18 protein-coding genes are annotated in these 23,161 nt (G+C 63.4%); 4 read left to right on the plus strand and 14 right to left on the minus strand.

What is annotated here, in order from left to right:
- Positions 1-312: 312 nt before the first annotated feature.
- From infB to metK, 6 genes are all read right to left on the minus strand, one after another.
- Positions 313-3,216, minus strand: a complete 2,904-nt coding sequence (gene infB / locus HRU92_RS14615) for a translation initiation factor IF-2 (RefSeq protein ID WP_172121743.1) — start codon at positions 3,214-3,216, stop codon at positions 313-315.
- 14 nt (positions 3,217-3,230) lie between these two features.
- On the minus strand, positions 3,231-3,911 hold the full coding sequence (locus tag HRU92_RS14620) for an RNA-binding protein (RefSeq protein WP_282567768.1): 681 nt from the start codon (positions 3,909-3,911) through the stop codon (positions 3,231-3,233).
- A gap of 26 nt (positions 3,912-3,937) precedes the next feature.
- Positions 3,938-5,545, minus strand: a complete 1,608-nt coding sequence (nusA, locus tag HRU92_RS14625) for a transcription termination factor NusA (RefSeq protein WP_172121745.1) — start codon at positions 5,543-5,545, stop codon at positions 3,938-3,940.
- Complete coding sequence (gene rimP, locus HRU92_RS14630) at positions 5,546-6,181, minus strand: ribosome maturation factor RimP (RefSeq protein WP_127755030.1); 636 nt, start codon at positions 6,179-6,181, stop codon at positions 5,546-5,548. It abuts the gene before it with no gap.
- A 112-nt stretch (positions 6,182-6,293) separates the two neighbouring features.
- Entirely contained in the window at positions 6,294-7,004 is a 711-nt protein-coding gene (gene trmB / locus HRU92_RS14635) for a tRNA (guanosine(46)-N7)-methyltransferase TrmB (protein WP_172121746.1), read from the minus strand.
- Positions 7,005-7,050: 46 nt separating this feature from the next.
- On the minus strand, positions 7,051-8,307 hold the full coding sequence (metK, locus tag HRU92_RS14640; protein ID WP_172121747.1) for a methionine adenosyltransferase: 1,257 nt from the start codon (positions 8,305-8,307) through the stop codon (positions 7,051-7,053).
- 217 nt (positions 8,308-8,524) lie between these two features.
- Between metK and HRU92_RS14645 the strand changes: the two genes are divergently transcribed.
- From HRU92_RS14645 to trxA, 4 genes are all read left to right on the plus strand, one after another.
- Entirely contained in the window at positions 8,525-9,217 is a 693-nt protein-coding gene (locus HRU92_RS14645) for a nucleotidyltransferase family protein (RefSeq protein ID WP_172121748.1), read from the plus strand.
- Positions 9,214-12,228 carry a double-strand break repair protein AddB gene (gene addB, locus HRU92_RS14650; protein ID WP_173088423.1) on the plus strand — a complete coding sequence of 1,005 codons (3,015 nt, stop codon included), beginning with the start codon at positions 9,214-9,216 and terminating at the stop codon, positions 12,226-12,228. Before HRU92_RS14645 ends, addB begins: the two co-directional genes overlap by 4 nt.
- Positions 12,225-15,659 (plus strand): double-strand break repair helicase AddA, encoded by a 3,435-nt coding sequence (gene addA / locus HRU92_RS14655; protein ID WP_172121750.1) that lies wholly within the window; start codon positions 12,225-12,227, stop codon positions 15,657-15,659. Before addB ends, addA begins: the two co-directional genes overlap by 4 nt.
- Positions 15,660-15,737: 78 nt before the next feature.
- Positions 15,738-16,061: a thioredoxin gene (trxA, locus tag HRU92_RS14660; protein WP_127755036.1), complete on the plus strand. Its 324-nt coding sequence runs from the start codon at positions 15,738-15,740 to the stop codon at positions 16,059-16,061.
- A 75-nt stretch (positions 16,062-16,136) separates the two neighbouring features.
- Here the strand turns inward: trxA and HRU92_RS14665 are convergent, their stop codons facing one another.
- The 8 genes from HRU92_RS14665 to sppA all read right to left on the minus strand — a co-directional run bounded on the left by HRU92_RS14665 (position 16,137) and on the right by sppA (position 23,145).
- Positions 16,137-17,429, minus strand: coding sequence for a folylpolyglutamate synthase/dihydrofolate synthase family protein (locus tag HRU92_RS14665; RefSeq protein WP_172121751.1), 1,293 nt, complete (start codon positions 17,427-17,429; stop codon positions 16,137-16,139).
- Positions 17,430-17,527: 98 nt separating this feature from the next.
- On the minus strand, positions 17,528-18,499 hold the full coding sequence (gene accD / locus HRU92_RS14670) for an acetyl-CoA carboxylase, carboxyltransferase subunit beta (protein ID WP_172121752.1): 972 nt from the start codon (positions 18,497-18,499) through the stop codon (positions 17,528-17,530).
- Between the two features lie 96 nt (positions 18,500-18,595).
- On the minus strand, positions 18,596-19,423 hold the full coding sequence (gene trpA, locus HRU92_RS14675; protein ID WP_172121753.1) for a tryptophan synthase subunit alpha: 828 nt from the start codon (positions 19,421-19,423) through the stop codon (positions 18,596-18,598).
- Positions 19,424-19,497: 74 nt separating this feature from the next.
- Positions 19,498-20,709: a tryptophan synthase subunit beta gene (trpB, locus tag HRU92_RS14680; protein WP_172121754.1), complete on the minus strand. Its 1,212-nt coding sequence runs from the start codon at positions 20,707-20,709 to the stop codon at positions 19,498-19,500.
- A gap of 83 nt (positions 20,710-20,792) precedes the next feature.
- On the minus strand, positions 20,793-21,440 hold the full coding sequence (locus HRU92_RS14685; RefSeq protein WP_172121755.1) for a phosphoribosylanthranilate isomerase: 648 nt from the start codon (positions 21,438-21,440) through the stop codon (positions 20,793-20,795).
- A 32-nt stretch (positions 21,441-21,472) separates the two neighbouring features.
- A complete protein-coding gene (locus HRU92_RS14690) occupies positions 21,473-21,835 on the minus strand; it encodes a lipopolysaccharide assembly protein LapA domain-containing protein (protein ID WP_172121756.1) in 363 nt (120 codons plus the stop codon).
- 28 nt (positions 21,836-21,863) lie between these two features.
- Positions 21,864-22,145: an integration host factor subunit beta gene (locus HRU92_RS14695; RefSeq protein WP_127755043.1), complete on the minus strand. Its 282-nt coding sequence runs from the start codon at positions 22,143-22,145 to the stop codon at positions 21,864-21,866.
- Positions 22,146-22,179: 34 nt separating this feature from the next.
- On the minus strand, positions 22,180-23,145 hold the full coding sequence (sppA, locus tag HRU92_RS14700; RefSeq protein WP_172121757.1) for a signal peptide peptidase SppA: 966 nt from the start codon (positions 23,143-23,145) through the stop codon (positions 22,180-22,182).
- Between the last annotated feature and the right edge of the window lie 16 nt (positions 23,146-23,161).

Genomic DNA, 23,161 nt, shown 5'->3' on the forward strand with positions numbered 1-23,161 from the left:
GTAGTCACCGAACCAAAGAACGCCGCTGTCGCGGCAATGACCCGGTCCAGCATCAAAAGCCCGCTCTCGTCGAGAGCGGGCTTTTTGTTTGCCGCCATTTGATTCCGGGGCCGCGTGTGGTTTTTTGCGCGCCTCATAACTGCGCTTGGGCGGCGATCGGCAGGGGCGCGGCTAGGTGTGCCGCTTCGCGCATGAACAAGCCCTCAGCGGCTGTTCAGAACCCGTTCAGCTACATGGCCCCTTTGTGACCAAGGCAGCAAAAAAGGGCGCGGATCCGATCCGCGCCCCTTTTCAATTTCAGTGTTTTTAAGCCTACAGCGTGCGCTGCACCGTCTCGACGCGGAAGCATTCGATGACGTCGCCGGGACGCATGTCCTCGTAGTTCTCGAAGGCCATGCCGCATTCCTGGCCGGTCTGGACTTCCTTCACTTCGTCCTTGAAGCGCTTGAGAGTCTTGAGCTTTCCTTCGTGGATCACGACGTTGTCGCGGATCAAACGCACGCCCGAGCCACGCTCCACCATGCCTTCGGTGATCCGGCAACCGGCGACCTTGCCGACCTTGGTGATCTGGAAGACCTCAAGGATCTCCGCATTACCAATGAAGGTCTCGCGGCGCTCAGGCTTGAGCAAGCCGCTCATCGCATTTTTCACATCATCCACAAGATCATAGATGATGTTGTAGTAACGAATTTCGATCCCGTCGCGGGTCGCAAGATCCGTGGCCTGCTTGTTGGCACGCACATTGAAACCGATAACGATCGCGTTCGAGGCCGAAGCCAGGGTCACGTCCGATTCAGTGATCCCGCCCACGGCGCTCATCAGGATCTGCGCCGACACTTCATCGGTCGAGAGCTTGTTGAGCGAAGCCACGATCGCTTCCACCGAACCCTGCACGTCGCCCTTGATGATCAAGGGGAACTTGGCAATGCCCGAGGCCTTGAGCTGGTTCATCATCTGCTCAAGGCTGGTCGCGCCGCCACCAGCAGTCTTCTCGCGGATAACGCGCTGACGGTATTCGGTGACTTCGCGAGCCCGTGCTTCGCTTTCAACCACCGAGAACCGATCGCCAGCGCTTGGCACGCCGGTAAAGCCCAGCACCTCAACAGGGACCGAGGGACCGGCCTCTTTGACTTGTTCGCCCTGATCGTTGATCAGCGCACGAACGCGCGCAAATTCGGTACCAGCCACGACGATGTCGCCGATCGCCAGCGTGCCGCGCTGCACCAGCACCGTCGCAACGGCACCGCGACCGCGGTCGAGCTTGGCTTCAATCACAAGGCCTTCGGCACGGCCGTCGCGCGCCACGCGCAGCTCAAGCACTTCGGCCTGCAGCAGGATGGTTTCGAGCAACTTGTCGAGGCCATCGCGCGTCTTGGCGGAAACCTCGACATCGAGCACGTCGCCGCCCATGGTTTCAACGAACACTTCGTGCTGCAGCAACTCGGTGCGAACCCGGGTCGGGTTGGCATCGGGCTTGTCCATCTTGTTGATGGCTACGATGATCGGAACACCGGCCGCCTTGGCGTGCTTGATGGATTCAATGGTCTGAGGCATCACGCCGTCATCGGCTGCCACAACCAAAACGGCAATGTCGGTCGCCTGCGCACCACGGGCACGCATGGCGGTAAAGGCTTCGTGGCCCGGGGTGTCGAGGAAGGTGATCCGTGCACCGTTCTTTTCCACCTGATAGGCGCCGATATGCTGGGTGATGCCACCGGCTTCCCCGCTCACCACATTGGCTTCGCGGATGGCGTCGAGCAGGGAGGTCTTGCCGTGGTCCACGTGACCCATGATGGTCACGACGGGCGCACGATTAGTCAGATCCTCAGCCCGGTCATCGGTGGGCAGATCATAAAGCCCTTCTTCAACATCGGCTTCCGACACGCGCTTGACGGTGTGACCGAGTTCGGTCGCAATCAGCTCGGCCGTATCGGCATCGAGGATGTCGTTGATCTTCATCATCTGGCCCTGGGCCATCAACAGCTTGATGACGTCAACGGCGCGCTCGGCCATGCGGTTGGCCAGTTCCTGGACGGTGATCGCCTCGGGAATGGTCACTTCACGGCTAAGCTTGGGCGCCACCTGCTGGTTGCGGCCCATCTTCTTGTCGCGACGACGGCGCATTGCAGCCAGCGAGGGACCGCGATCACGGTCGCTTTCGGCGCCGGCATTGGTAACCGTCAACCGGCCGCGAGCATTGGCATCCTCACCAACGCGGCGCGTCGGACGCTCCGGCGTGGCGCGCGATGCGCGGCGGGCATTTTCCAGTTCAGCTTCACTGATCGGGCCCCGATTGGTGGGCGCGCTGGTGCGGATCTTGCGACCATCGGCTTCGCTGGGCGGTGCTGGCGGCACATTGCCGATCGGTGCCATGCCAGCGCCCGCTGGACGACGAGCCTCCGCAGGACGAGTGGCAGTGCCCGACGGACGGGCCGTGGCAGCACCGGGGCGCAGTGCAGCGCCTGCGCCGCGCTCGCTTGCGGGGCGCAGATTGGGGTTGGGGCGGTCGCCTGCCGGGCGCGTTGGCCGAGGCGGCTGGCCTGGGCGGCCGGCAACCACACGAACGCTGCTCGGCCCGGGATTGCGCTGAGACGCTGGAACAACGGGTGCAGCAGCTTCTGCCGGGGCAGGAGTGGGAGCCGATGTCTCGGCCGCAGCTGCAACTGGAGCTGCTTCAGCCTGAGGGGCAGGGCTGGATGGCTCAGGTGTCTCTGATGCCGCTTCGCTGGCGCGACGGCGCTCTTCTTCGAGCCGGGCCGCCTCTTCACGCACCTGGCGGCGGCGGGCATCTTCCTCAACGCGGCGGGCTTCCTCGGCGGCAAAGCGCTGTTGCTCCTCCGCCTGGCGCGCGCCGGCCTGCAACAGGGCGTTGCGCCGGGCTTCAGCTTCAGCAGCTGACAGGCCCAGGGGGGCACGGCTCTGCCCGGCCGGGCGACCTTGCGGCGGACGCTGGCTCTGGGGAGGGCGCTGGCTTTGCGCTGGCCGCTGGCTCGCCGCGGCGGCAGGGGCCGGAGCCGCTGACTGGGGCCGCTGCGGTGCACCACTCGGGGCGCCCGGCGTGGGCACGCGGCGCGTGCGCTTCTCGACCACCACGGTACGCGACTGTGGACGCGACATGCCGGGGCGGTTTCCGGCACCCGGACCCCCCTTCAATGTCAACGTCTTCTTGCCCCCGCCAGAAGTGTCGTCGATGCGCTTGTCGTCGTTATCAGCCATGTATCTCGCGTCTCTCAAACTCGTTCGTCTGGCAAAACAGCACCGTCAACCGCAGGGCGGTCGGTGCTGTCGGCCATCGCTTGGGCGGTGTAAAGGGCCAGTCTGCGGGCCTTTTCCACTGCCGATTGGGCTGCCGCCCCTTTCGTTAGGGCAGCATGTATCACATTTTCCTGGCCAAGTGCCAAACCCAATTGCTCCGAAGAGAGCAATTCGAGATGAGGCACTTCAAAGTCGTCCACGCCTTCTTCGCGTGCGGCGTGATGAAGGGCCTTGAGGGGTCCTACCATCTTGCTGCGTCCATCCGCCGAGGCGTCGGACGCGGTGATCAGCGCAACCAGCTCGCCCGTGGCAAGGAGACTGCGGACTTTGGTCGCCCCGGTCACCAGTTGCCCCGCCTTGCGCGTCATGCTCAGGGCCTGCAACAAGCGCTGCTCAAGCCGGGTTCGCACCAGCCCAGGCAGGTCTTCGGGGACCACAACCTCGCTTTTGAGGCTGCGCCCGAACACCTTCTTTTTCACCGCCTCGGCAACGGCCTGCTGGTTGAGGCTGATCCAGACGCCCCGCCCATCGGCCTTCGCCTCCGTATCGGGGGCCAGAACCCCGTCGGGGCCGAGCACAAAGCGGATCAACTCGGCGACCGGCTTTTCTTGCCGAGTCAGTGCGCACATCCGCGTTGTTTCTTCGCGCCGGGCCAAACGGAGCTCCCTTGCCTTGAGGCGGCTTAAACCGCCGCCTCTGCTTGAGTGTCTTCGCCTTCTTCAGCCTGCGCGCCAGGCAGTTCGTCTTCGTTGATCCAGCCGGCCCGCACGCGCGCCTGCATGATCATGTCTTCAGCTTCCTCGCGGCTGACCGGAAAGTCCTTCAACGTGCCTTCGAACCGCTTGGTTTCGCCGTCCTTGCGCTCACTCCAGCCCACGAGGTCGTCGGCGGCGCAGCCCGCGAAGTCTTCGACGGTCTTGATGTCATCCTTGCCCAGAGCAACCAGCATGGCGGCAGTCAGGCCCGGGATCTCGTAAAGATCGTCCTCGACACCGAGTGCCTGGCGCTCCTCGTCGTGAGCCCGATCAATGGCGGCCAGATATTCGGTCGCGCGGTTCTGGATTTCCGCAGCCGTTTCTTCGTCAAAGCCCTCGATCGACGCGATTTCATCGAGTTCGATATAGGCGAGTTCTTCAACCGACGAGAAGCCTTCAGAAGCCAATAGTTGGGCAACCATCTCGTCCACGTCAAGGGCATCCATGAACAGGGTCGAGCGCTCGGTGAATTCTTTCTGACGCCGTTCGCTTTCTTCCTGCTCGGTCAGGATATCGATATCCCAGCCAATGAGCTGGCTGGCAAGACGGACATTCTGGCCACGGCGGCCAATGGCAAGGCTCAGCTGCTCATCGGGCACCACGACTTCGATGCGCTCGGCCTGCTCGTCGAGCACAACCTTGGCAACATCTGCCGGCTGCAGCGCCGAAACCACCAGATCTGCAATGGAGTCGGTCCACGGGATGATGTCGATCTTTTCGCCCTGCAGTTCGCCCACGACGGCCTGCACGCGCGAGCCACGCATACCAACGCATGCGCCCACGGGGTCGATGGAAGAGTCCGACGAGGTCACCGCGATCTTGGCGCGCGATCCCGGATCACGGGCAATCGAGCGAATGGTGATGATGCCATCATAAATCTCGGGCACTTCCTGCATGAACAGCTTGGCCATGAACTGCGGATGGGTGCGCGACAGGAAAATCTGCGGACCGCGCTGCTCGCGGCGCACGTCATAGACATAGGCGCGCACGCGATCGCCATAGCGGAACATTTCGCGCGGAATCAGCTCGTCGCGCCGGATAATGGCTTCGCCCCGGCCCAGATCCACGATCACATTGCCGTATTCAACCCGCTTGACGGTGCCGTTGACGATCTCGCCAATGCGGTTGAAGTATTCGTCATACATGCGCTCGCGCTCGGCATCGCGCACCTTTTGCACGATAACCTGCTTGGCCGACTGAGCGGCAATGCGCCCAAATTCCATTGGGGGCAGGGGTTCGGTCAGGAAGTCGCCGATCTTGGCGGTAGGCGATTTGATCTGGGCGGTCTTCAGGTCAACCTGACGGCTGGGCTCTTCAACCTCGTCAACGATTTCCAGCAGGCGCCACATCCGGGTCTCACCCGAGCGGGGATTGATCTCGACCTTGATCTCGGTTTCCGCGCCATAGCGGCCCTTGGCGGCCTTTTCCATGGCGTCCTGCATGGCTTCGATCACAACCATGCGGTCGATCGATTTCTCGCGGGCGACGGCATCTGCAATCTGCAAGAGCTCGAGTCTGTTCGCGCTAACGGCCATTTAGTGGGTCTCCTGAACGATTTGGTCGTCTTCATCGTCGTCGCCGGGATCGGTGAACTCAACCGTTTCCGTTTCGTCGTCATCGATGGGATGGGCTTCCTGGTCGATTCGCGCCTTTTCCATCAAGGCATCGGTCATAACCAGCTTGGCTTCGGCAAGAGCCGTAAAGGGCAGGCGGAAATCGGGATCGGTGCCGCCCGGCGCATCGGGAATGGTAATGACGAAGGCATCATCCTCGACGGCCTTAATGATGCCGCGGAAGCGCTTGCGGCCATTAAGGGCATCGGCCAGTTCCACCTTGGCTTCATGACCGATATAGGTCTCGAAGTCGCGGCGGCGCACCAGCGGGCGATCAATGCCTGGCGACGACACTTCTAGGTGATATTCGCGGTCGATCGGGTCCTCGACATCCAGCACCGGGGAGAGATCCTTGGACAGGGTTTCGCAATCGGTGATTGCAAAGCGGCCGTTCTCGTCCTCGGCCATGATCTGCAAGGTCATGCCATTTTCCTGGGTGACCTTCACCCGCACCAGGGCATAACCAAGGCTGTTGGCGACCGGCTCGATAATGGCTGCCAGCCGTTGCTCGAGTCCGGTTTCCTTGATGAAGCGTTTTTCAGTAAGATCGATTGGCATTGAACCTTCAGGTAATAAAAAAGAGCGGGGCCGGGAAGGCGCCCACTCTGCAAACTGCCAGAGATGTTGAACCCTTATATAGCGCTGTATTGCCAGCGCTGCAAGGCTTCCATCAGCGACGCTCGAAACTGAAGTAGAACGACACCATCCGGCCTTCCCGGCGCGCCTTGGTCTCGTACCGCGTCGCTTCCCAGCCAGGATAAGGCTCGTGCCACTCGCCTGCACCACCGGGATTGAACGCGAAATCGGGGCTGCGCAGGATATGAGCGAGGCACCAATTGGCGTAATCCTCGATGTCGGTGGCGAAATAGAACTTCCCACCGGGGCGGATCACTCGCGCGAGTTCCCCCAGTGTTGTCGGCGACACAAAGCGCCGCTTGTGGTGTCGCGTCTTGGGCCAGGGATCGGGATAAAGCAGGTAAACGCCGTCGAGGCTGGCGTCCGGCAGCGCCATCAGCAGCTTGAGGGCATCATCGGTAAAGAGCCTGATATTGCGCAGCCCCTGCGCGGCGATGGTCTGCACCATCTTGCCGATGCCGCCGGTAAACACTTCGCAGCCGATAAAGCCGGTTTGCGGATGCCGGCCGGCCTCAAGGGCAAGATGCTCACCCCCACCATAGCCTATCTCGACGATGATCTCGTTGGCGTCGGGAAACAGCGAGCGGGGATCGAGTGATCCTTCGAGCTCGATCTCAAGCGCGGGCAGGGTGGCGTCGAACACCGCCTGCTGCCCGCCATGGAGCTTCTTGCCGGAACGGCGGCCAAAAAAAGCGCGCGGTTCACCCGCGCGCGTTTGCGGAAGTTGGTGAGCGGTCTTGGTCATCAGGTTCGCGGCTATAGCAGGCCGCTGCCTGTTACGCCAAGGGCTCCTACTTTACCGCCGCCTTGAGCGCCCCTACGAGGTCGGTTTTTTCCCACGAAAACGAGCCGTCTCGTCCCGCTTTGCGCCCGAAATGGCCATAGGCCGAAGTCTTGGCATAGATGGGCTTGTTGAGATCGAGATGAGTGCGGATGCCGCGCGGGGTCAGATCCATAACCTGGCCCAGAGCCAGCTCCACGGCTTCTTCCTCGACCTTGCCCGTGCCATGCAGGTCCACATAGATCGAGAGCGGCTGTGCCACGCCAATGGCATAGGACAGCTGAATGGTCGCGCGATCGGCCAGACCTGCTGCTACGACATTCTTGGCGAGATAGCGTGCTGCATAAGCGGCCGAGCGATCCACCTTGGTCGGATCCTTGCCTGAAAAGGCGCCACCACCATGGGGGGCAGCCCCGCCATAAGTATCGACAATGATCTTGCGGCCGGTCAGTCCGGCATCGCCATCGGGGCCACCAACCACGAACTTGCCGGTTGGATTGACGTGCCACACCGTGGCGTCATCGATCCAGCCGTCGGGCAGGGCCTCGCGCACGAAGGGTTCGACAATCGTTCGCACATCGGCCGAGGTCAGGTCTTCATCAAGGTGCTGCGTCGAGAGCACGATCTGGGTAACACCAACCGGCTTGCCGTTCTCATAGCGCACCGTCACCTGCGATTTCGCATCGGGCCCCAGCACGGCCGCCGGACCCACTCCCGACTTGCGCGCCTGGGTCAGCACATCGAGAATCTTGTGGGCATAAAAGATCGGTGCTGGCAGCAGTTCGGGGGTTTCGCGGCTGGCATAGCCGAACATGATCCCCTGGTCGCCTGCGCCGACATCCTTGTTGCCCGCTTCATCCACACCAGCTGCGATATCGGCGGATTGCCCATGCAGCAGCACGTCGATCTTGCAGGTTTTCCAGTGAAAGCCTGCCTGCTCATAACCGATGGCACGGATCGCCTTGCGGGCCGCGGCCTTAAACTTGGCCGGATTGACGCGTGGCTGGCCGGCAGCGTCGAGCACGACATTGCCGTCCTTGTCTTTTTTCAGCAGTGTTTCGGGCACGCGCACTTCACCCGCGATCACCACGCGGTTTGTGGTCGCCAGCGTTTCGCAGGCAATGCGGACCTTGGCCGGGTCCATGCCGGTTTTTTTGGCTTCGCGGAAGACGAGGTCCACGATTTCATCGGAAATACGGTCGCAGACCTTGTCCGGATGGCCTTCTGAAACCGACTCAGAGGTGAAAAGATAAGAAGAGCGTGCCACGCCTTGTTCTCCGCTACCGTCAGAAGGGCAGCATTTCCCCTCTTCAGGGGTGGTTTTGGCACCGGGGACCGTAGCGGTCAAGGCGGATATAAAGAAAGCTTGATATCTCATTGGCGTGAAGGTGAGCAAAGCTTGTCCATGACTGGGGGCGTTCAGGGGACCATCAGCGAGAACTCTTGGTCTGGACAGGGTCCAGTCCAGCCCTTCATATCGGCCTATGACCGAAATCGCTCGATTCCCTGACGTCATGCTGCTGGCCGCCGGCCTTGGCACCCGGCTTCGGCCCATCACTCAAACCTTGCCTAAGCCGCTGGTGCCCGTGGGCGGCACCCCGCTGATTGAGCGGGTGATGGCCAGCGCCCGCGCCGAGGGAGCCAAGCGCTTTGTCGCCAACGCCCATTATCGTGCCGACCAGTTGCTCGCCCATTTCGGTGGTCTGCTCAAAGTGTCGCGCGAGGACACGCTCCTGGGGACCGGCGGCGGGGTCAAGGCGGCGCTGCCCATGCTTCATTCCGACCCGGTGCTCGTGATGAACACCGATGCCTTCTGGCTTCCGGGGGCGGACACGCCGCTCGCCCGCATGCTGGAGCGCTGGGACGGGGGAGAAGCCGAGATCGTGCTGCTTTGTGTCCATCCCAGCCGGGCAACAGGGTTCGGGCGCAGTCACGATTTCTGTCTTGATCCCTTCGGCCGGGTCACGCCGGACTATGGCGCGCCCGTGATCTATGCCGGCGTCGCTCTCCTCGGCAAAGCGGCCTTCGCCGATTCCCCGGATGGCGCATTTTCCCTCACCCAATTGTTCGACCGGGCAATGGAACGGGAGACCCTTGCCGGTGTAGCGTTGAATGCCCACTGGTTTCATGTCGGCGACCCCGAGGCACTGGCGGCGGCGGAGCAGGAACTGGCGTGACCATTTATTCCATTGCGCCCCACGCGCCCTTCCTGCCCAAGCTGGCAGACCGAATGCTTGATGGCACGCTGCTGGGCGATTGGGACCGCAGCCAGCCTTTCTGGTTAAGCGACGTCACCGTGATTGTCCCGACGCAGCGCGCCCGGCTGGGGCTCGCAGAAGCCTTTCGGCAGCGTGGCGGTGGCCTATTACCCGATATCCGGACCTTTGGTGGCGAAGTGGAGGATGAAGAGCCGTTCCTGCCGCCCTTCGATGCGCCCTTGTTGCCGCCGGCAGCTTCGGGGCTGGAGCGGCGCCTGGTGCTATCGCGCCTGGTTGGTGCCTGGGCCAATACCAGCGAAGGGCGCGCAGCGTTTTCGACCCCGCCCACGGCCGGCGAAATCCTCTCCATGGCCGACTCGCTGGGAGAGCTGATCGATGACCTGACCACCGAGGAGCGCACCGCCGGCGACCTGCGCGCTATCGCCGCTGGGGTGGAAAGCAATCTCGGTGCTTATTGGCAGCAAACCCTGCGCTTCCTCGATATCGCCCTGCAGTTCTGGCCCGAGCACCTGCGCGAGCGGGGCCGTGCCGATCCGGCCGCATTGCGCTCATTGCGCCTCGACCGACAGGCGGCCGCCGCGCCCTTGCTCTATGGTGACCGGCCGGTAATTGCGGCCGGATCCACGGGCTCTATTCCCGCAACGGCGCGGCTTCTGGATGCCATTCGGCGGCTCCCTCGCGGTGCGCTGGTGCTGCCCGGCTTCGATACGACGATGAGCGAGGCCGAGCATGCCGCCTTGCTCGATGATGCCAACAATCCCCATGGGCACCCTCAATATGGGTTGAGCAAGCTGCTGCGCGGGCTTGGAGCGGGGATCGGTGAGGTGATCGAGCTTGAGGATACCCCAGCCGCCCGCACCGACCTGGTCCGCCTCGCGCTCGCGCCAACGCCCCAAACCGCTATTTGGTCCGAGCAGCGCATGAGCGACGAAGCCCTTGCGCTTGCCACTTCAGGCATGAGCATTCTTGCGGCGCGCACCGAGGACGAGGAAGCGCGCGCCATTGCCCTGGCTGCCCGAGCGGCGCTTGCGGCGCGCAAGACCGTGGGCATCGTCACGCCTGATCGTAACCTCGCGCGCCGGATTGCTGCGGAACTGGCCCGTTGGGATGTTCGGGTGGATGACGCCGCCGGCGCTCCCCTTTATCAATCTGCCGCCGGGCGGCTGGTGCGGGAAATCCTCGCGCTCGCCACCAATGGCTGCGCTGCCGTTGACCTGATGGCATTGCTGCGCAACCGCGCCGCCCTTTTTGGCCGCTCCCGTGGCGAGATCGCCCGGGTCGCTGACATGATCGAGCTGGGCCTTTTGCGAGGGCAGCGCTCCAGCCCCGGCCCTAACGGCATTCGCACCCTGCTGGCGGCCAATCTCGATGGCATCACCGCTTTCCCGGCTTTACGGCTGGACCCACGGGCGGGCGCCGACATCTCAGGCTTGCTCGACATGGTGGAGGCGGCCCTCGCGCCCTTGCAGGCGCAGCTGGCGGCGCCCGAGATCACGGCGGCGGGTCTCGCCTCGGCCTTGCTGGCCGGCTTTGTCGGTGTCGCCGATGGCGCCGATATCCCGGGGCGCCGGGAACTCGAGGCCTGGGCCAATGAACTGGATGGTCACGGCGAGCAGGGCCTTCGCTTTGCCCCACGCGGCCTTGACGCGGTGCTGCGTGCCCTCATGGCCGGGTTCCAGGTGCGCACGCTTGAAACCCGGCGCACTGACATCACCATCTGGGGACAGCTCGAAGGGCGCCTGCAAAACCCCGATCTGCTGATCCTCGCCGCGCTCAACGAAGACAAATGGCCCGAACCGGCCGATCCCGGCCCCTGGCTCAGCCGCGGCATGCGTCTTTCCGCCGGGCTCGAGCCGCCCGAGCGGCGGCAGGGCCTCGCCGCGCACGACTTTGCCCAGGCGCTGGGTAATGGCGAAGTGCTGCTCGCCTTTTCCGAACGCATCGGCACGAGCCCCGCCATTGCCTCGCGCCTCGTGCAACGCCTCGAAGCCTTTGCAGGGGACGTGTGCATCAAGGCGTTGCGTTCGCGCGGCAGCCGCTGGTGCGTAGAGGCGCGGGCGCTTGACGCGGTAGCGCCCGTGCTACCGGCGACCCGTCCCGCACCCAATCCGCCGGTGGAAGTGCGCCCACGGCGCCTTTCGGTCACTGAGATCGAAACCCTGATGCGCTCGCCCTATGATCTCTATGCCAAGCACGTGCTGGGCCTGCGCCCGATCGATGCCTTGGGCAGCCCGCCCGATGCCCGCGAACGCGGCACCATCATCCACGACATCTTTGCCCAGTTCGTGATCGATGGTCATGATGCGATGGCCGCGGACGCCATCGACATCCTCAATGCCATTGCGCGCGTCAAATTCGCCGGGCTCGACGCCATTTCCGAGCGGCGCGACATCTGGCTGCGCCGCTTCGATACCGCTGCCCGGCAATTCCTCGATTGGGAGCGGAGCCGCGACGCCGAGATTCGGCGCCGCCATGCCGAGATCGATGGCGACTGGGCGCTCAAGCTCAACGAGCCCATGCGTATCACCGGCCGGGCCGACCGGGTCGACGAGCGCGTCGATGGCACGCTCGAGATCGTCGATTTCAAGACCGGCACTCCGCCCAACAAGGCGGCCATGCAGAACTTCCAGGTGCCCCAGCTGCTACTCGAGGCGCAAATGGCGCGCGTCGGCGCGCTGGAGGGTGTGGCGCCCGCCGATACGGCTGCCCTGACCTATGTGAAGGTTGGCTTGGGTCCCGATGCCTTTGTGCCCAAGGCCTTTGTTCCCCCCGAAGGGCACGACCTGATGTCGGCAGCCGACGAGCTGGCGCGTCGCGCCCAGACCCATATGGAGCATTTCCTCTTGCGCCAGACGCCCATGCCGTCCCGGCTCTTGCCCTTGGCCGGTCAGCGCTTTGCCGGAGCCTATGATCATCTCGCCCGGGTCGCCGAATGGAGCGCCATGGATGGCACGGAGGGCGACCAGTGAGCGATCGCGGCGAACTTCAGGTTCCGTTCAATACCCGCGCCAACCAAGCCCAGGCGGCAGATCCCGGCCTCTCGATCTGGGTGTCGGCCAATGCGGGCTCGGGCAAGACCTTCGTGCTCACGCGCCGCGTCCTGCGCCTGTTACTCGCGGGCGTCGATCCTCAGGCTATTTTGTGCCTGACCTATACCAAGGCCGCGGCCGCCGAGATGCGGCGCCGGGTGGCGCGCGAATTGGCGCGCTGGGCAACCATGGAAGAGCCGGCGCTCGAAGAGGACCTGCGCGAGCTTGAGGGCGCAAGCTTTCGCCCCGCCATGCGCGAACGCGCCCGCACCTTGTTTGCCCGCGCGCTGGAAACCCCGGGGGGTCTGCGCATCAACACCATTCACGCTTTCTGCGAAAGCGTGCTGCATCGGTTTCCACTCGAAGCGCGGGTGCCCTTCGACTTCTCCGTAGTGGAAGATGACACGCGCGAAGATATGCTGCTCGGCGCCCGCGAAGCGGTGCTGGCCGAGGGCATTGGCGTCGAAGGGGCCGTCGAAACCCTCTTTCGCGCCCTTTCGGATGACCAAATCCGCAAGGCCATTGCCGATGCCCTGGCTGATGGGCGCAAGCTCAAGACTGTGCTGCAGCATCCCGATCGGGCCAAGGCGAATCTCCGGCGTCTGGTGGATGCCGGCAACCGCTCCAGCGCCGAAGTGGAAGCCGAGCTCCAGAACGATACACTGCTCAACGCGCTTAGCTGCCGTGATCTCGTAACGATATTTGCCGGCGATCCCCTTAAGGGGGTAGGTGCGCGCTTTGTTGACATGCTCGCGCGCTGCAATCCCGATCTGATCACCGCGGGTGAGTTGCGGCGCCTGTTCCTGACAGACAAGGGGCCGCGTTCGCGCCTGCTCACGGCCGCCCAGCAGGCCAAGCGCCCCGATCTCTTCGATCTGCTGACACGCGAGCAGGAGCGCGTGGTTCGGCTCGATGCGGAATTGAGCAAGCTCGAACTGGTGGAGCGTAGCGAGGCCTTTTTTCAGATCCTGGGCGCCATCCACCAACGCTATGAGGATGCCAAGCGCCGGCAGTCCAAGCTCGATTTCGACGACCTGGTGGAGCGGCTTGCCGACCTCTTCGAGCGCGAAGCGGGCGAATGGGTGCGCTACAAGCTCGATGCCGGGATCGATCACATCCTCGTCGATGAGTCCCAGGATACTAATGGCGAGCAATGGCGGGTGGTCAAGGCGATCACCGCCGAGTTTTTTGCCGGCGAAGGGGCGGTGACGCGGCCGCGTTCGCTCTTTGCTGTGGGCGATCAGAAGCAATCCATCTATTCGTTTCAGGGCGCCCAACCTGAACTCTTTGGCGAAACCGGCCAGCGCTACCGCCGGCTGGCCGCTGAAGCCGATGCTCCCTTCCTGCCGGTGCCCCTGCGCACGAGCTTCCGCACCCTGCCAGAAATCTTGCAGGCGGTGGACCTCGTCACCAACAGCCCCGAGATGCGTGAAGCCCTGCTGGAAAACGAGCCGGTGGAGCACCAGGCCGCCCGCACCATGCGGGGTGGTACGGTGACCCTGTGGCCCCCGCTGCAGCAGCCGGCGGGCGGCAGGGAGGACGATGAATGGCCCACCAGCGTTCCGCCCATCGAGCAGACCGCGCCACGCCAAGTCGCCGAACGCATTGCCGCCGAGATCAGCGGCTGGATCAAGAGAGGGCGTCCCCTCACCGGCCGCGGCCGCCCGGTGCGGGCCGACGACATCCTGATTCTCGTGCAATCACGTGGTCCGCTTTTTGCCGAGATTATCCGGGCGCTTCGCAAATGGGACCTGCCCACCCCGGGCGCCGACCGGTTGGGGGTCACCAGCCACATCGCGGTCATGGACCTCTTGGCGCTCTGCGACGTGCTGCTGAATCCCGCCGACGATCTGCAACTGGCGGCCTTGCTGCGCTCGCCCTTGTTCGACATCACCGAGGATGATCTGTTCGGCCTCAGTCATGGGCGGGCGCAGGGGCAAAGCCTGTGGCAGGCGTTGAGCCGATGTACGATTGCCCCTTGCGCCGAGGCGTACGAACGGCTCCATCGCTGGCGCGGCGAGCTCGATTTCGAGCGCCCGTTCGAGTTTCTCGCCCAGGTGCTTTATGCTGAAGACGGGCTTGCGCGCTTTCACGCCCGGCTCGGCAGCGAAGTGGACGACGTGCTGGCAGCGCTGCTGGAACTGGCCCTCGCTCACGAGCAGACCGAACAACCTTCGCTGCTGGGGTTTGTCGCGGCGATGCGGGGGCTCGGCGGTACCGTCAAGCGGGAACTGCCCGAATCGGGGGCAGGGGTGCGCATCATGACCGTGCATGGCGCCAAGGGGCTCGAGGCCCCGATTGTAATCCTTGCCGATGCCGTCAACAAACCACGCCCGCAACAGGTGGGGCGGCCGATCTACCTCGTGCCTGACTATCCCGGCCCGCTCCTAATCCATGCAAGCGGCGCCAACGGGCATTTGCCCGAAACCTCGCCTCTTAAGCAGCGGATCGATGCCAATCTGCTCAACGAATATTGGCGTAAGCTTTACGTCGGCATGACCCGGGCCGAGGACGAGCTTTACCTGACAGGTGCGCTCACTCCTGGGAGCGACGCCGGAAAGCAGCTCGAGGGCAGTTGGTATGCAGCCGTGGAAGCCGCCCTCCGCCCTCTAAGCCAAAGCGTCACCAATACCGATGGCGTTGAGACCGCGCTGGTCTTTCCAAGCGATCGCAAGCAACCGGCCGGCTTGGCCGGCGGGACTACCCAAGAGACCCAGAGCGCGGGCATGCTTGCGCTTGAGCCTCTGCCAACATTCCGCGCCATTCCCACCGTCACGCCCGCTGGAGCGGGCACGCAGGGCGCGCCACGTACCCCCTTTAGCACCGCGCTTGAAGGGGTGCGCGACGCCGAGGCTTCACGGCGCGAGGGTATTGCGCTCCATGCGCTGCTGCAGCATCTCGGCAGCGTGGAGCCCGCGCTTTGGCCCCAGGTCGTGCCTAAGGCGGTCGCAGCGCTCTTGCCCGAGGCGCCCGAACGACAGACGGTCGTGGGCACCAAGGCTATCTCCATCCTGACCCGGCCCGAGCTGGCGGGGCTCTTCGGCGCCTCGAGCCGCGCGGAGGTGCCGTTTCTGTTTGATGCCGCCCAAAACGGCGAGCCAATTCGGCTGGCGGGGCGCATGGACCGTATCGTCGTCGATGCCGACGGCGTTCTGGTGATCGACTTCAAATCCGACGCCATGGTTCCTGATGCACCTGAACGAGTGGCGCGGAACTACCTGACCCAGCTGGGGTTGTATGCACTGGTTGCAGAACAGCTCTTCCCTGGACTGCGGGTGCGGGCCGCCATCCTGTGGACGACGCTGGAATCATTGATGTATCTTCCACCCCACCTCTTGCACGAGGCGCGCGAGGGTTTCACCATCCGGTGAGTCTGCTTGCTGAAACGCTAGACTCTTCCCAGCTTTGGGAGCAAACAAAGCACCGCTTTCAACCAAAAGGCAATTTTGATGACCAAACACGTTTCCGACGCCAATTTCGGCGAGGAAGTTCTGAATTCCAAAGAGCCCGTTCTGGTCGATTTCTGGGCCGAATGGTGCGGGCCCTGCCGGGCGATCGCACCCGTGCTCGATGAGCTGTCGACCGAGTTGGCTGGCAAGGTCAAGATCGTCAAGCTCAACATCGACGAAAACCCCTCCACCACCGTCAAATACGGCGTTCGCTCTATCCCGACCATGATCCTGTTCAAGGACGGGGAAGCCGCCGACATGAAGATCGGTGCCGGCACCCCCAAGGCTGGCCTCAGCAAGTGGTTGTCCTCGCACGCCGCCTAAGCTGATCGACCGATCACGAGACTAGCTGACACCGCCGGAGCGATCCGGCGGTGTTTCTTTTTGTGCGGTACTGCCTCAGTTCGGCGGGGTGCCGTTGAGCGCCAGCGCGTGCCCGGCAAGATAGAGCGAGCCGCAAATCACGACCCGGGCCCCCGGAACACCCGCGGCCTTGCGGATCGCGGCACCGAGCGAGCGCTGGGGGCTGGCCTCAAGGCCAAGTGCCTGCGCGGTCTGGGCGATAGCCGAAGCCTCGTGGGCGTTGGCTTCGCCGGGGATGGTCAAGCCCAGAACCAACGGATTGAATTGCCTGAGGGGCTCAAGGAAGGTTGCAGGCGAGCGATTATTCATCATGCCCATGATCAGCACCAGCGGGGCTGGGCGCTGGCCCTGGAGAGCCGCCAGCGCGCGGGCCAGTGCGGCAGCGCCATGGGCATTATGGCCACCATCGAGCCAGAGTTCTGCATCGGGGGGCAAGGCATCGCGCAACTTGCCCGTGAGCGGGGTCATGCGCGCGGGCCAGGAAACCGTCCTCAGCCCCCTCTCCAGTGCCTGCTTGTCGACCGGCAAACCGAAGCGCCGTACGGCGGCAATGGCGAGGCTGGCATTGTCCACCTGGTGATCGCCAAAAAGGGCTGGCGGAGGCAGATCGAGGAGGCCATCGCCATCCTGGAACACCAGACGCCCATCTTCCAGATGCCCGTGAAAATCCTCGCCCTGAAAGGCGGGGTGAACGCCAAGCCGGCGTGCCGCCCGCTCGATCACATCGCGACCTTCGGGCTGCTGATAGCCGATGACGGCCGGGCTGCCGCGCTTGAGAATGCCGGCCTTGCTGACGGCGATCTCGGCAATGGTGTTGCCGAGGAATGCCTGGTGATCGAGGTCCACGGGTGTGATAACGACGCCTCGGGGCTGGGCAACGACATTGGTGGTGTCATAGATGCCGCCCATGCCCACTTCGAGCAGCAGGAAATCGGCCGGTGTTTCGCTGAATAGCAGGAACGCGGCGGCGGTGGTCACCTCGAAGAGGGTGATGTTTTCGCCCCCATTGACCCGCTCCACCCGCTCCAGGGCCTCGTTGAGGCGGCGCGTCGGCACGAGCTGCCCACCAAGCCGGATGCGCTCGTTGAAGCGCACGAGGTGAGGGGAGGTGTAGACATGCACCGATTGCCCCGCGGCCTCGAGAAAGGCGCGCATGAAGGCGATGGTCGAGCCTTTGCCATTGGTGCCCGCGACATGGATCACCGGCGGCAGCCGATCCTGTGGCCGCCCCAGCGCCTCAAGCAGCCGCTCGATACGCTCCAGCTCCAAATCAATCAATTTGGGATGAAGCCCCGAAAGGCGTTGTAAAATGAGGTCGGTACGCGACATGGGGCCCCCTGACTGGACGGCACTCCCTAGCCCCGATCTCGCCGCCGCTCAAGCGAGCAGCGCGAGATCGGCTGATCAGTCGCAATCAGCGGCTGGCGCTATTCGGCATAGGCCGGGGGTTGCGGCCGCGCCTCGTCATCCGCTTCTGCCGCCACCGCCACTTCACGCAGCGTTACCTGCTGCAGAAGCGGTGAGGACGAGGCGAGTTCCGCTACCGGCTCGGTCTTGGTGAAGATGCCGGCAAGCGAGCCGATGGTGGAGCGCAGATTGTGGCGGTGCACCACCATGTCAACCATGCCGTGCTCATACAGATATTCCGAGCGCTGGAAGCCCTCGGGCAGCTTTTCGCGAATGGTCTGCTCGATCACGCGCGGTCCGGCAAAGCAGATCAAGGCGCCCGGTTCGGCAATATGCACGTCGCCCAGCATCGCATAGGATGCGGTAACGCCGCCCGTAGTGGGGTTGGTGAACACGACAAAGAAGGGCAGCCCCGCTTCGCGCAGCCGCAGCACGGCAACCGTGGTGCGCGGCATCTGCATCAACGACAAGATGCCCTCCTGCATGCGCGCACCGCCCGAAGCCACAAACAGCACCATCGGCGTTTTGCGCTCAAGTGCCGTTTCCAGCCCGGTAATGATGCCCTGTCCGGCGGCCATGCCGAGCGAGCCGCCCATGAAGTCGAAGTCCTGCACCGTCACCGTAATCGCGTGACCATAAAGCGTACCGGTGGCGACAATCACCGCATCTTCGTGGCCCGTCTTGACGCGGTTTTCCTTGAGCCGGTCAGTATAGCGCTTCTGGTCGCGGAACTTCAGCGGGTCCTGCGGCACTGCGGGCACCGGCACCAGGTCATAGCGGCCTTCGTCCATAAAGGTGGCGAGCCGATCGGCCGGCTTGATCTTCATGTGGTAGCCCGAATTGGGCACCACCCACTGATTGGCTTCCAGATCGCGATAGAACACCATCTCGCCCGACTCAGGGTCCTTGACCCAGAGATTTTCCGGCGTGTCGCGCTTCGTGTTGAGGAACGAGCGGATTTTCGGGCGGACGAAATTATCGATCCAGTTCATGCGAAAGCCTCGGCGGATTGGTCGCGAAAGGATGGCTTAGGAGACGATTGTGGCATTGTTATCAGCGGCGACCACAATCGCCAATGTGGCGAGGATTCACGCGCGGGCGCGCCGCACGCCGCCGGCAAGGCTCGCCACCAAGTCGCGCACTGCCCCAACGGTTGCGCCGGTGGCCTTGCCGTCCTGCAGCGAATTGCGCACCGCGTCCACCAGAACCGAGCCAACCACGATGCCATCGGCATGGCGCCCGATCTCGGCGGCGTCTTCTGCGGTCTTGATGCCAAAGCCAACGGCGACCGGCAGATTGGTATGGGCCTTGATCCGGTCAACCGCCTCGCCGACAGCGCCGCGCGACTTGATCGCCGATCCTGTCACGCCGGTCATAGATACGTAATACACAAAGCCGGACGTGTTCTGCAGCACCTTGGGCAGGCGTTTGTCGTCCGTCGTCGGCGTGGTCAGGCGAATGAAGTTGATGCCAGCCGCGAGCGCAGGCAGGCACAGCTCCTCATCCTCCTCGGGGGGCAGGTCGACAATAATCAGCCCGTCAACGCCTGCTTCCTTGGCGGCGGCGACAAAACGCTCAACCCCAAACGAGAAGATGGGATTGTAGTAGCCCATCAGCACAACCGGCGTGGTTTCATCCTTACGGCGGAAATCTTCCACCATGCCGAGCACGCCGCGCAAGGTCTGGCCCGAAGCCAGCGCTCGCTGACCAGCCAACTGAATGGCAACGCCATCGGCCATGGGGTCGGAAAACGGCATGCCCAGCTCGATCACATCGGCGCCCGCTTGCGGCAAGGCTTCGAAAATGGCCTGGCCCGTGGCGAGATCAGGATCCCCCGCCATCACAAAGGTCACGAGCGCCGGGCGGCCCTCGGTCTTGAGCTGGGCAAAACGCTTGTCGATACGGGACTGAAACATGAATGGTTCCGATGGGAGCAGCTGGGCGGTTTAGGAGCAGAAGCGGGCAGCTGTCAACGACAGCCGCTGTCGCGTCAGAGCAGACCCAGGCGTCGGCCAACGCTCTCCACATCCTTGTCACCGCGGCCCGAGAGGCATAGCACCACCGACTGGTCCTTCGACATCGTGGGGGCGAGCTTGATCACCTGCGCCAGGCCATGGGCCGATTCCAGCGCCGGGATGATGCCCTCTAGCCGGGTACACAGCTGGAAGGCTTCGACGGCTTCGGTGTCCGTGATGGGCACATAGGTGACACGCTGGGTGTCGTGCAGGAAAGAGTGCTCGGGTCCGACGCCGGGATAATCGAGGCCGGCCGAAATCGAGTGACCTTCAAGGATCTGCCCGTCGCGGTCCTGCAGCAAATAGGTGCGGTTGCCGTGCAGCACGCCGGGGCGGCCGCCGGTCATCGAGGCCGCATGGCCGTTCTCCACCTCGATGCCATGGCCGCCTGCCTCGGCGCCGTAGATGGCGACTTCCGGATCATCAAGAAAGGCGTGGAAGGTGCCGATGGCATTGGAGCCACCACCGACGCAGGCCACGATCGCTTCGGGCAGCTTGCCCTCGGCTTGCCGGAACTGCTCCTTAAGTTCGGTGCCGATTACCGACTGAAAATCGCGCACCATCTCGGGATAGGGATGGGGGCCCGCGGCGGTGCCGATCAGGTAATATGTGGATTCAACATTGGTCACCCAGTCGCGCAGCGCCTCATTCATAGCGTCCTTGAGCGTTCCGGCGCCGGCGGTGACGGGGCGCACTTCGGCGCCCAGCATCTTCATGCGCAACACGTTCGGCATCTGCCGCTCGACATCGGTCGCACCCATGAAGATAGTGCAGGGCAGATTGAACTTGGCGCAAACGGTAGCGGTCGCCACACCGTGCTGGCCCGCGCCAGTCTCGGCGATCACCCGCGTCTTGCCCATGCGGCGTGCGAGCAGGATCTGCCCGAGGCAATTATTGATCTTGTGCGATCCGGTATGATTGAGCTCTTCGCGCTTGAACCATACCTTGGCTCCGCCAAGATGCTCAGTCAGCCGCTCGGCAAAATAAAGCGGGCTGGGCCGGCCGGCGTAATGGGTCGACAGGTCGTTCAGTTCGGCGGCAAAGGCGGGATCTTTTTGCGCTGCGCGATAGGCAGCCTCCAGATCCAAAATCAGCGGCATCAGCGTTTCGGCAACGAACCGGCCGCCATATGGGCCAAAGCGGCCCGCTTCATCAGGGCCATTGCGTAAAGAGTTGATGCCGTCCATGGGGTCTCGCCAATCGATCGCGGAGCAGAAAGGAAGCCGGAGCTTGCCGCTTCAATAGGCCCTGCAACGTCCCAATTGCAAACTCAAAGCGCGGCGCGGGCGTTCCGGATAAAGGCTTCGACCAGGCGTTTGTCTTTTACGCCAGGTGAGGATTCCACCCCCGAGGACACATCCACGCCCATTGGCCGCACGATGCGGATGGCGTCAGCGACAGTGGTGGGCGTCAGGCCGCCCGACAGCATGAAGGGTATGGCGGGGTCGAGCGCCTCGAGCAGCGACCAGTCAAAGGTCTCTCCCAGACCGCCCGGCCGGTCGGCGCCCTTGGGTGGCTTGGCATCAAGCAGAATACGGTCGGCCACTTCAGAGAAACCAGCCACATTGGCGACGTCCTCGGCAGTCCCGATCGGCACCGCCTTGATGATCTCAACGCCCGCTTCAGTGCGGATCGCCGCGACGCGGTGCGGGCTTTCGGGCCCATGCAACTGAATCCAGTCTGGGCCGAGCGCCGCTACTTCGGCGACGCAGGAATTGTCCGGATTGACCAGCAACACGCTGCTCTCGATCCGGCCACGAGCAGTGGAAATCAGCCCGGCAATGTCCTCGATGGTGCAATGCCGGGGTGAACGCACGAAATGCACGAAGCCCACCATGTCGGCGCCCGCCTCAATGACGGTTTCCAGCATTTCAGTGGTCTTGATGCCGCAAATCTTGATGATAAGAGGGTCTGCCATCGCCTGTCACGGATTGGGGGGCAAGGTGCGCATCAGCGCAGTTCCAAAAGATCATCCACTTCGGCAAGCGGGGCGCTGGCGCCCCCTGCCGGGGTTTTGCGCAAGCTTTCGAGCTCGCTTTGAAAGGCATAGGCTTCACGCCGCCAATGCCGCTCGCCACTGCGATGCCGAGCCTGGGCGAACCAGGTGGCAATACCCCCAAGGAGCACGCCCACCAGCAACACGACATAGAGCACGACGAACAACGGCACGCCATAACCGGGTGTCGCCATGGATTCGACGGGCACGAACGGGTTGAAGTTGATCAGCACGAAATGGCGGTTGGCCAGCGCGAACACGATCAAGAGGGCGCATAGCGGCACCAGAACCAGCCAGCCGACGATTTTCTTGACCATAAAAGCGCTGCCTTGGGCTGTGTGCCCGTTACGAACGGTTTAGCCGCTCGCGGATTTCTTTGCCAGCCTTGAACTGGGGAACGTATTTCTCCCCCACATCCACCTGCTCGCCAGTACGCGGATTGCGCCCGAGGCGCGCCGGCCGGTTCTTGACCGAAAAGGCCCCGAACCCACGCAGTTCCACCCGGTCGCCCCGCGCCATTGCATCGCCGATCTCATCCAGAATGGCATTGACGATGTTTTCGATATCGCGCTGGAACAGGTGCGGATTTTCGGCCGCAAGTTTCTCGACGAGTTCCGACTTGATCATGTTTGGCTCCGAAGGTGCCCTAATCCGTCCCCACTCACGAGGCGGGGTCAACCTGCCAAAGCGAAACCAACCCGTCAAGCGCGATGGCACCGGCAGGAGGCAGCCCGAGTGCCGCCCGCGCCTGCCCGGAGATCATGGCGCCGATCCAGCCCAGACCCTGATCAGGTTTGGGCCAAGCGGTCACAAGCTCCAGATTCTCGGCAATGCCGCGCTCCGCCACTAGCCACTCAACCGCCTCACGCTCGGACCCGATACCGTCGATCAGTTTGCTTGCAACAGCCATTCGCCCTGTGACAATACGCCCGTCCGCCAGCGCCAGCGCTTCGGGGCGCGGCAAGCCCCGCCGTTCCGCCACTACGTCTACGAACCACTCAAAGCTGTCGTTGACGAGGGCCGCGATGGATTCGCGTGCTGGGCCCACCAAAGGTTCATCAAAGTCGGGTTCAGCCTTGAGCGGGCCTGAAGCAACTTTGTCGAGATTGACGCCAATTATATCCATCAGCTTGCCGGCATTCACATGCTGGTACAGCACGCCAATGGAGCCAACGATGGACAGTCGTCGCGCCAAAACGCGATCTGCGGCGATGGCGGTCATATAGGCGGCCGATGCGCCCAGTTCCTGGACCACCGCGACAACAGGCTTGGTTTGGCGCAGTCGGCTCAGCGCTTCATAGAGTTCCTCGCCGCCCGCAGTCGTGCCGCCAGGTGAGTTGATGGCCACGATGACAGCGGTGACGCTGTCGTCCTCGGCGAGCTCTTCCAACGCTTCCAGCCGATCACGATTGGTGCTGATCGCGCCATCGATCACAACCCGGGCAATGTGGTCGCCGACCACGCCATCGCCACCGGTGAACCGACCCAGCAGCGCCAGGATGGCCACGACAATGGCAAGCGCGGCAACAATGCGCCACCAACGGCGTGACCGGCGGAAATGGACGGCAGCAAGCGCCCCATGCGGATCGAACGGGCGGGTAGGCTCGGGAAAAGGCTGCTCGGTCATGATCGGCTCACTCTTT

The organism is Devosia sp. 1635 (genome assembly GCF_013185955.1).
In the GTDB taxonomy this organism is placed as follows: domain Bacteria; phylum Pseudomonadota; class Alphaproteobacteria; order Rhizobiales; family Devosiaceae; genus Devosia.

Bases quoted from the DNA above. Each gene is read 5' to 3' on its own strand.
- HRU92_RS14695 (WP_127755043.1), bottom strand. From the start codon at position 22,145: ATGATCAAGTCGGAACTCGTCGAGAAACTTGCGGCCGAAAATCCGCAC.
- sppA (WP_172121757.1), bottom strand. From the start codon at position 23,145: ATGACCGAGCAGCCTTTTCCCGAGCCTACCCGCCCGTTCGATCCGCAT.
- nusA (WP_172121745.1), bottom strand. From the start codon at position 5,545: ATGGCCGTTAGCGCGAACAGACTCGAGCTCTTGCAGATTGCAGATGCC.
- rimP (WP_127755030.1), bottom strand. From the start codon at position 6,181: ATGCCAATCGATCTTACTGAAAAACGCTTCATCAAGGAAACCGGACTC.
- infB (WP_172121743.1), bottom strand. From the start codon at position 3,216: ATGGCTGATAACGACGACAAGCGCATCGACGACACTTCTGGCGGGGGC.
- accD (WP_172121752.1), bottom strand. From the start codon at position 18,499: ATGAACTGGATCGATAATTTCGTCCGCCCGAAAATCCGCTCGTTCCTC.
- trxA (WP_127755036.1), top strand. From the start codon at position 15,738: ATGACCAAACACGTTTCCGACGCCAATTTCGGCGAGGAAGTTCTGAAT.
- HRU92_RS14645 (WP_172121748.1), top strand. From the start codon at position 8,525: ATGACCGAAATCGCTCGATTCCCTGACGTCATGCTGCTGGCCGCCGGC.
- HRU92_RS14685 (WP_172121755.1), bottom strand. From the start codon at position 21,440: ATGGCAGACCCTCTTATCATCAAGATTTGCGGCATCAAGACCACTGAA.
- trpB (WP_172121754.1), bottom strand. From the start codon at position 20,709: ATGGACGGCATCAACTCTTTACGCAATGGCCCTGATGAAGCGGGCCGC.
- trpA (WP_172121753.1), bottom strand. From the start codon at position 19,423: ATGTTTCAGTCCCGTATCGACAAGCGTTTTGCCCAGCTCAAGACCGAG.
- HRU92_RS14690 (WP_172121756.1), bottom strand. From the start codon at position 21,835: ATGGTCAAGAAAATCGTCGGCTGGCTGGTTCTGGTGCCGCTATGCGCC.
- HRU92_RS14665 (WP_172121751.1), bottom strand. From the start codon at position 17,429: ATGTCGCGTACCGACCTCATTTTACAACGCCTTTCGGGGCTTCATCCC.
- trmB (WP_172121746.1), bottom strand. From the start codon at position 7,004: ATGACCAAGACCGCTCACCAACTTCCGCAAACGCGCGCGGGTGAACCG.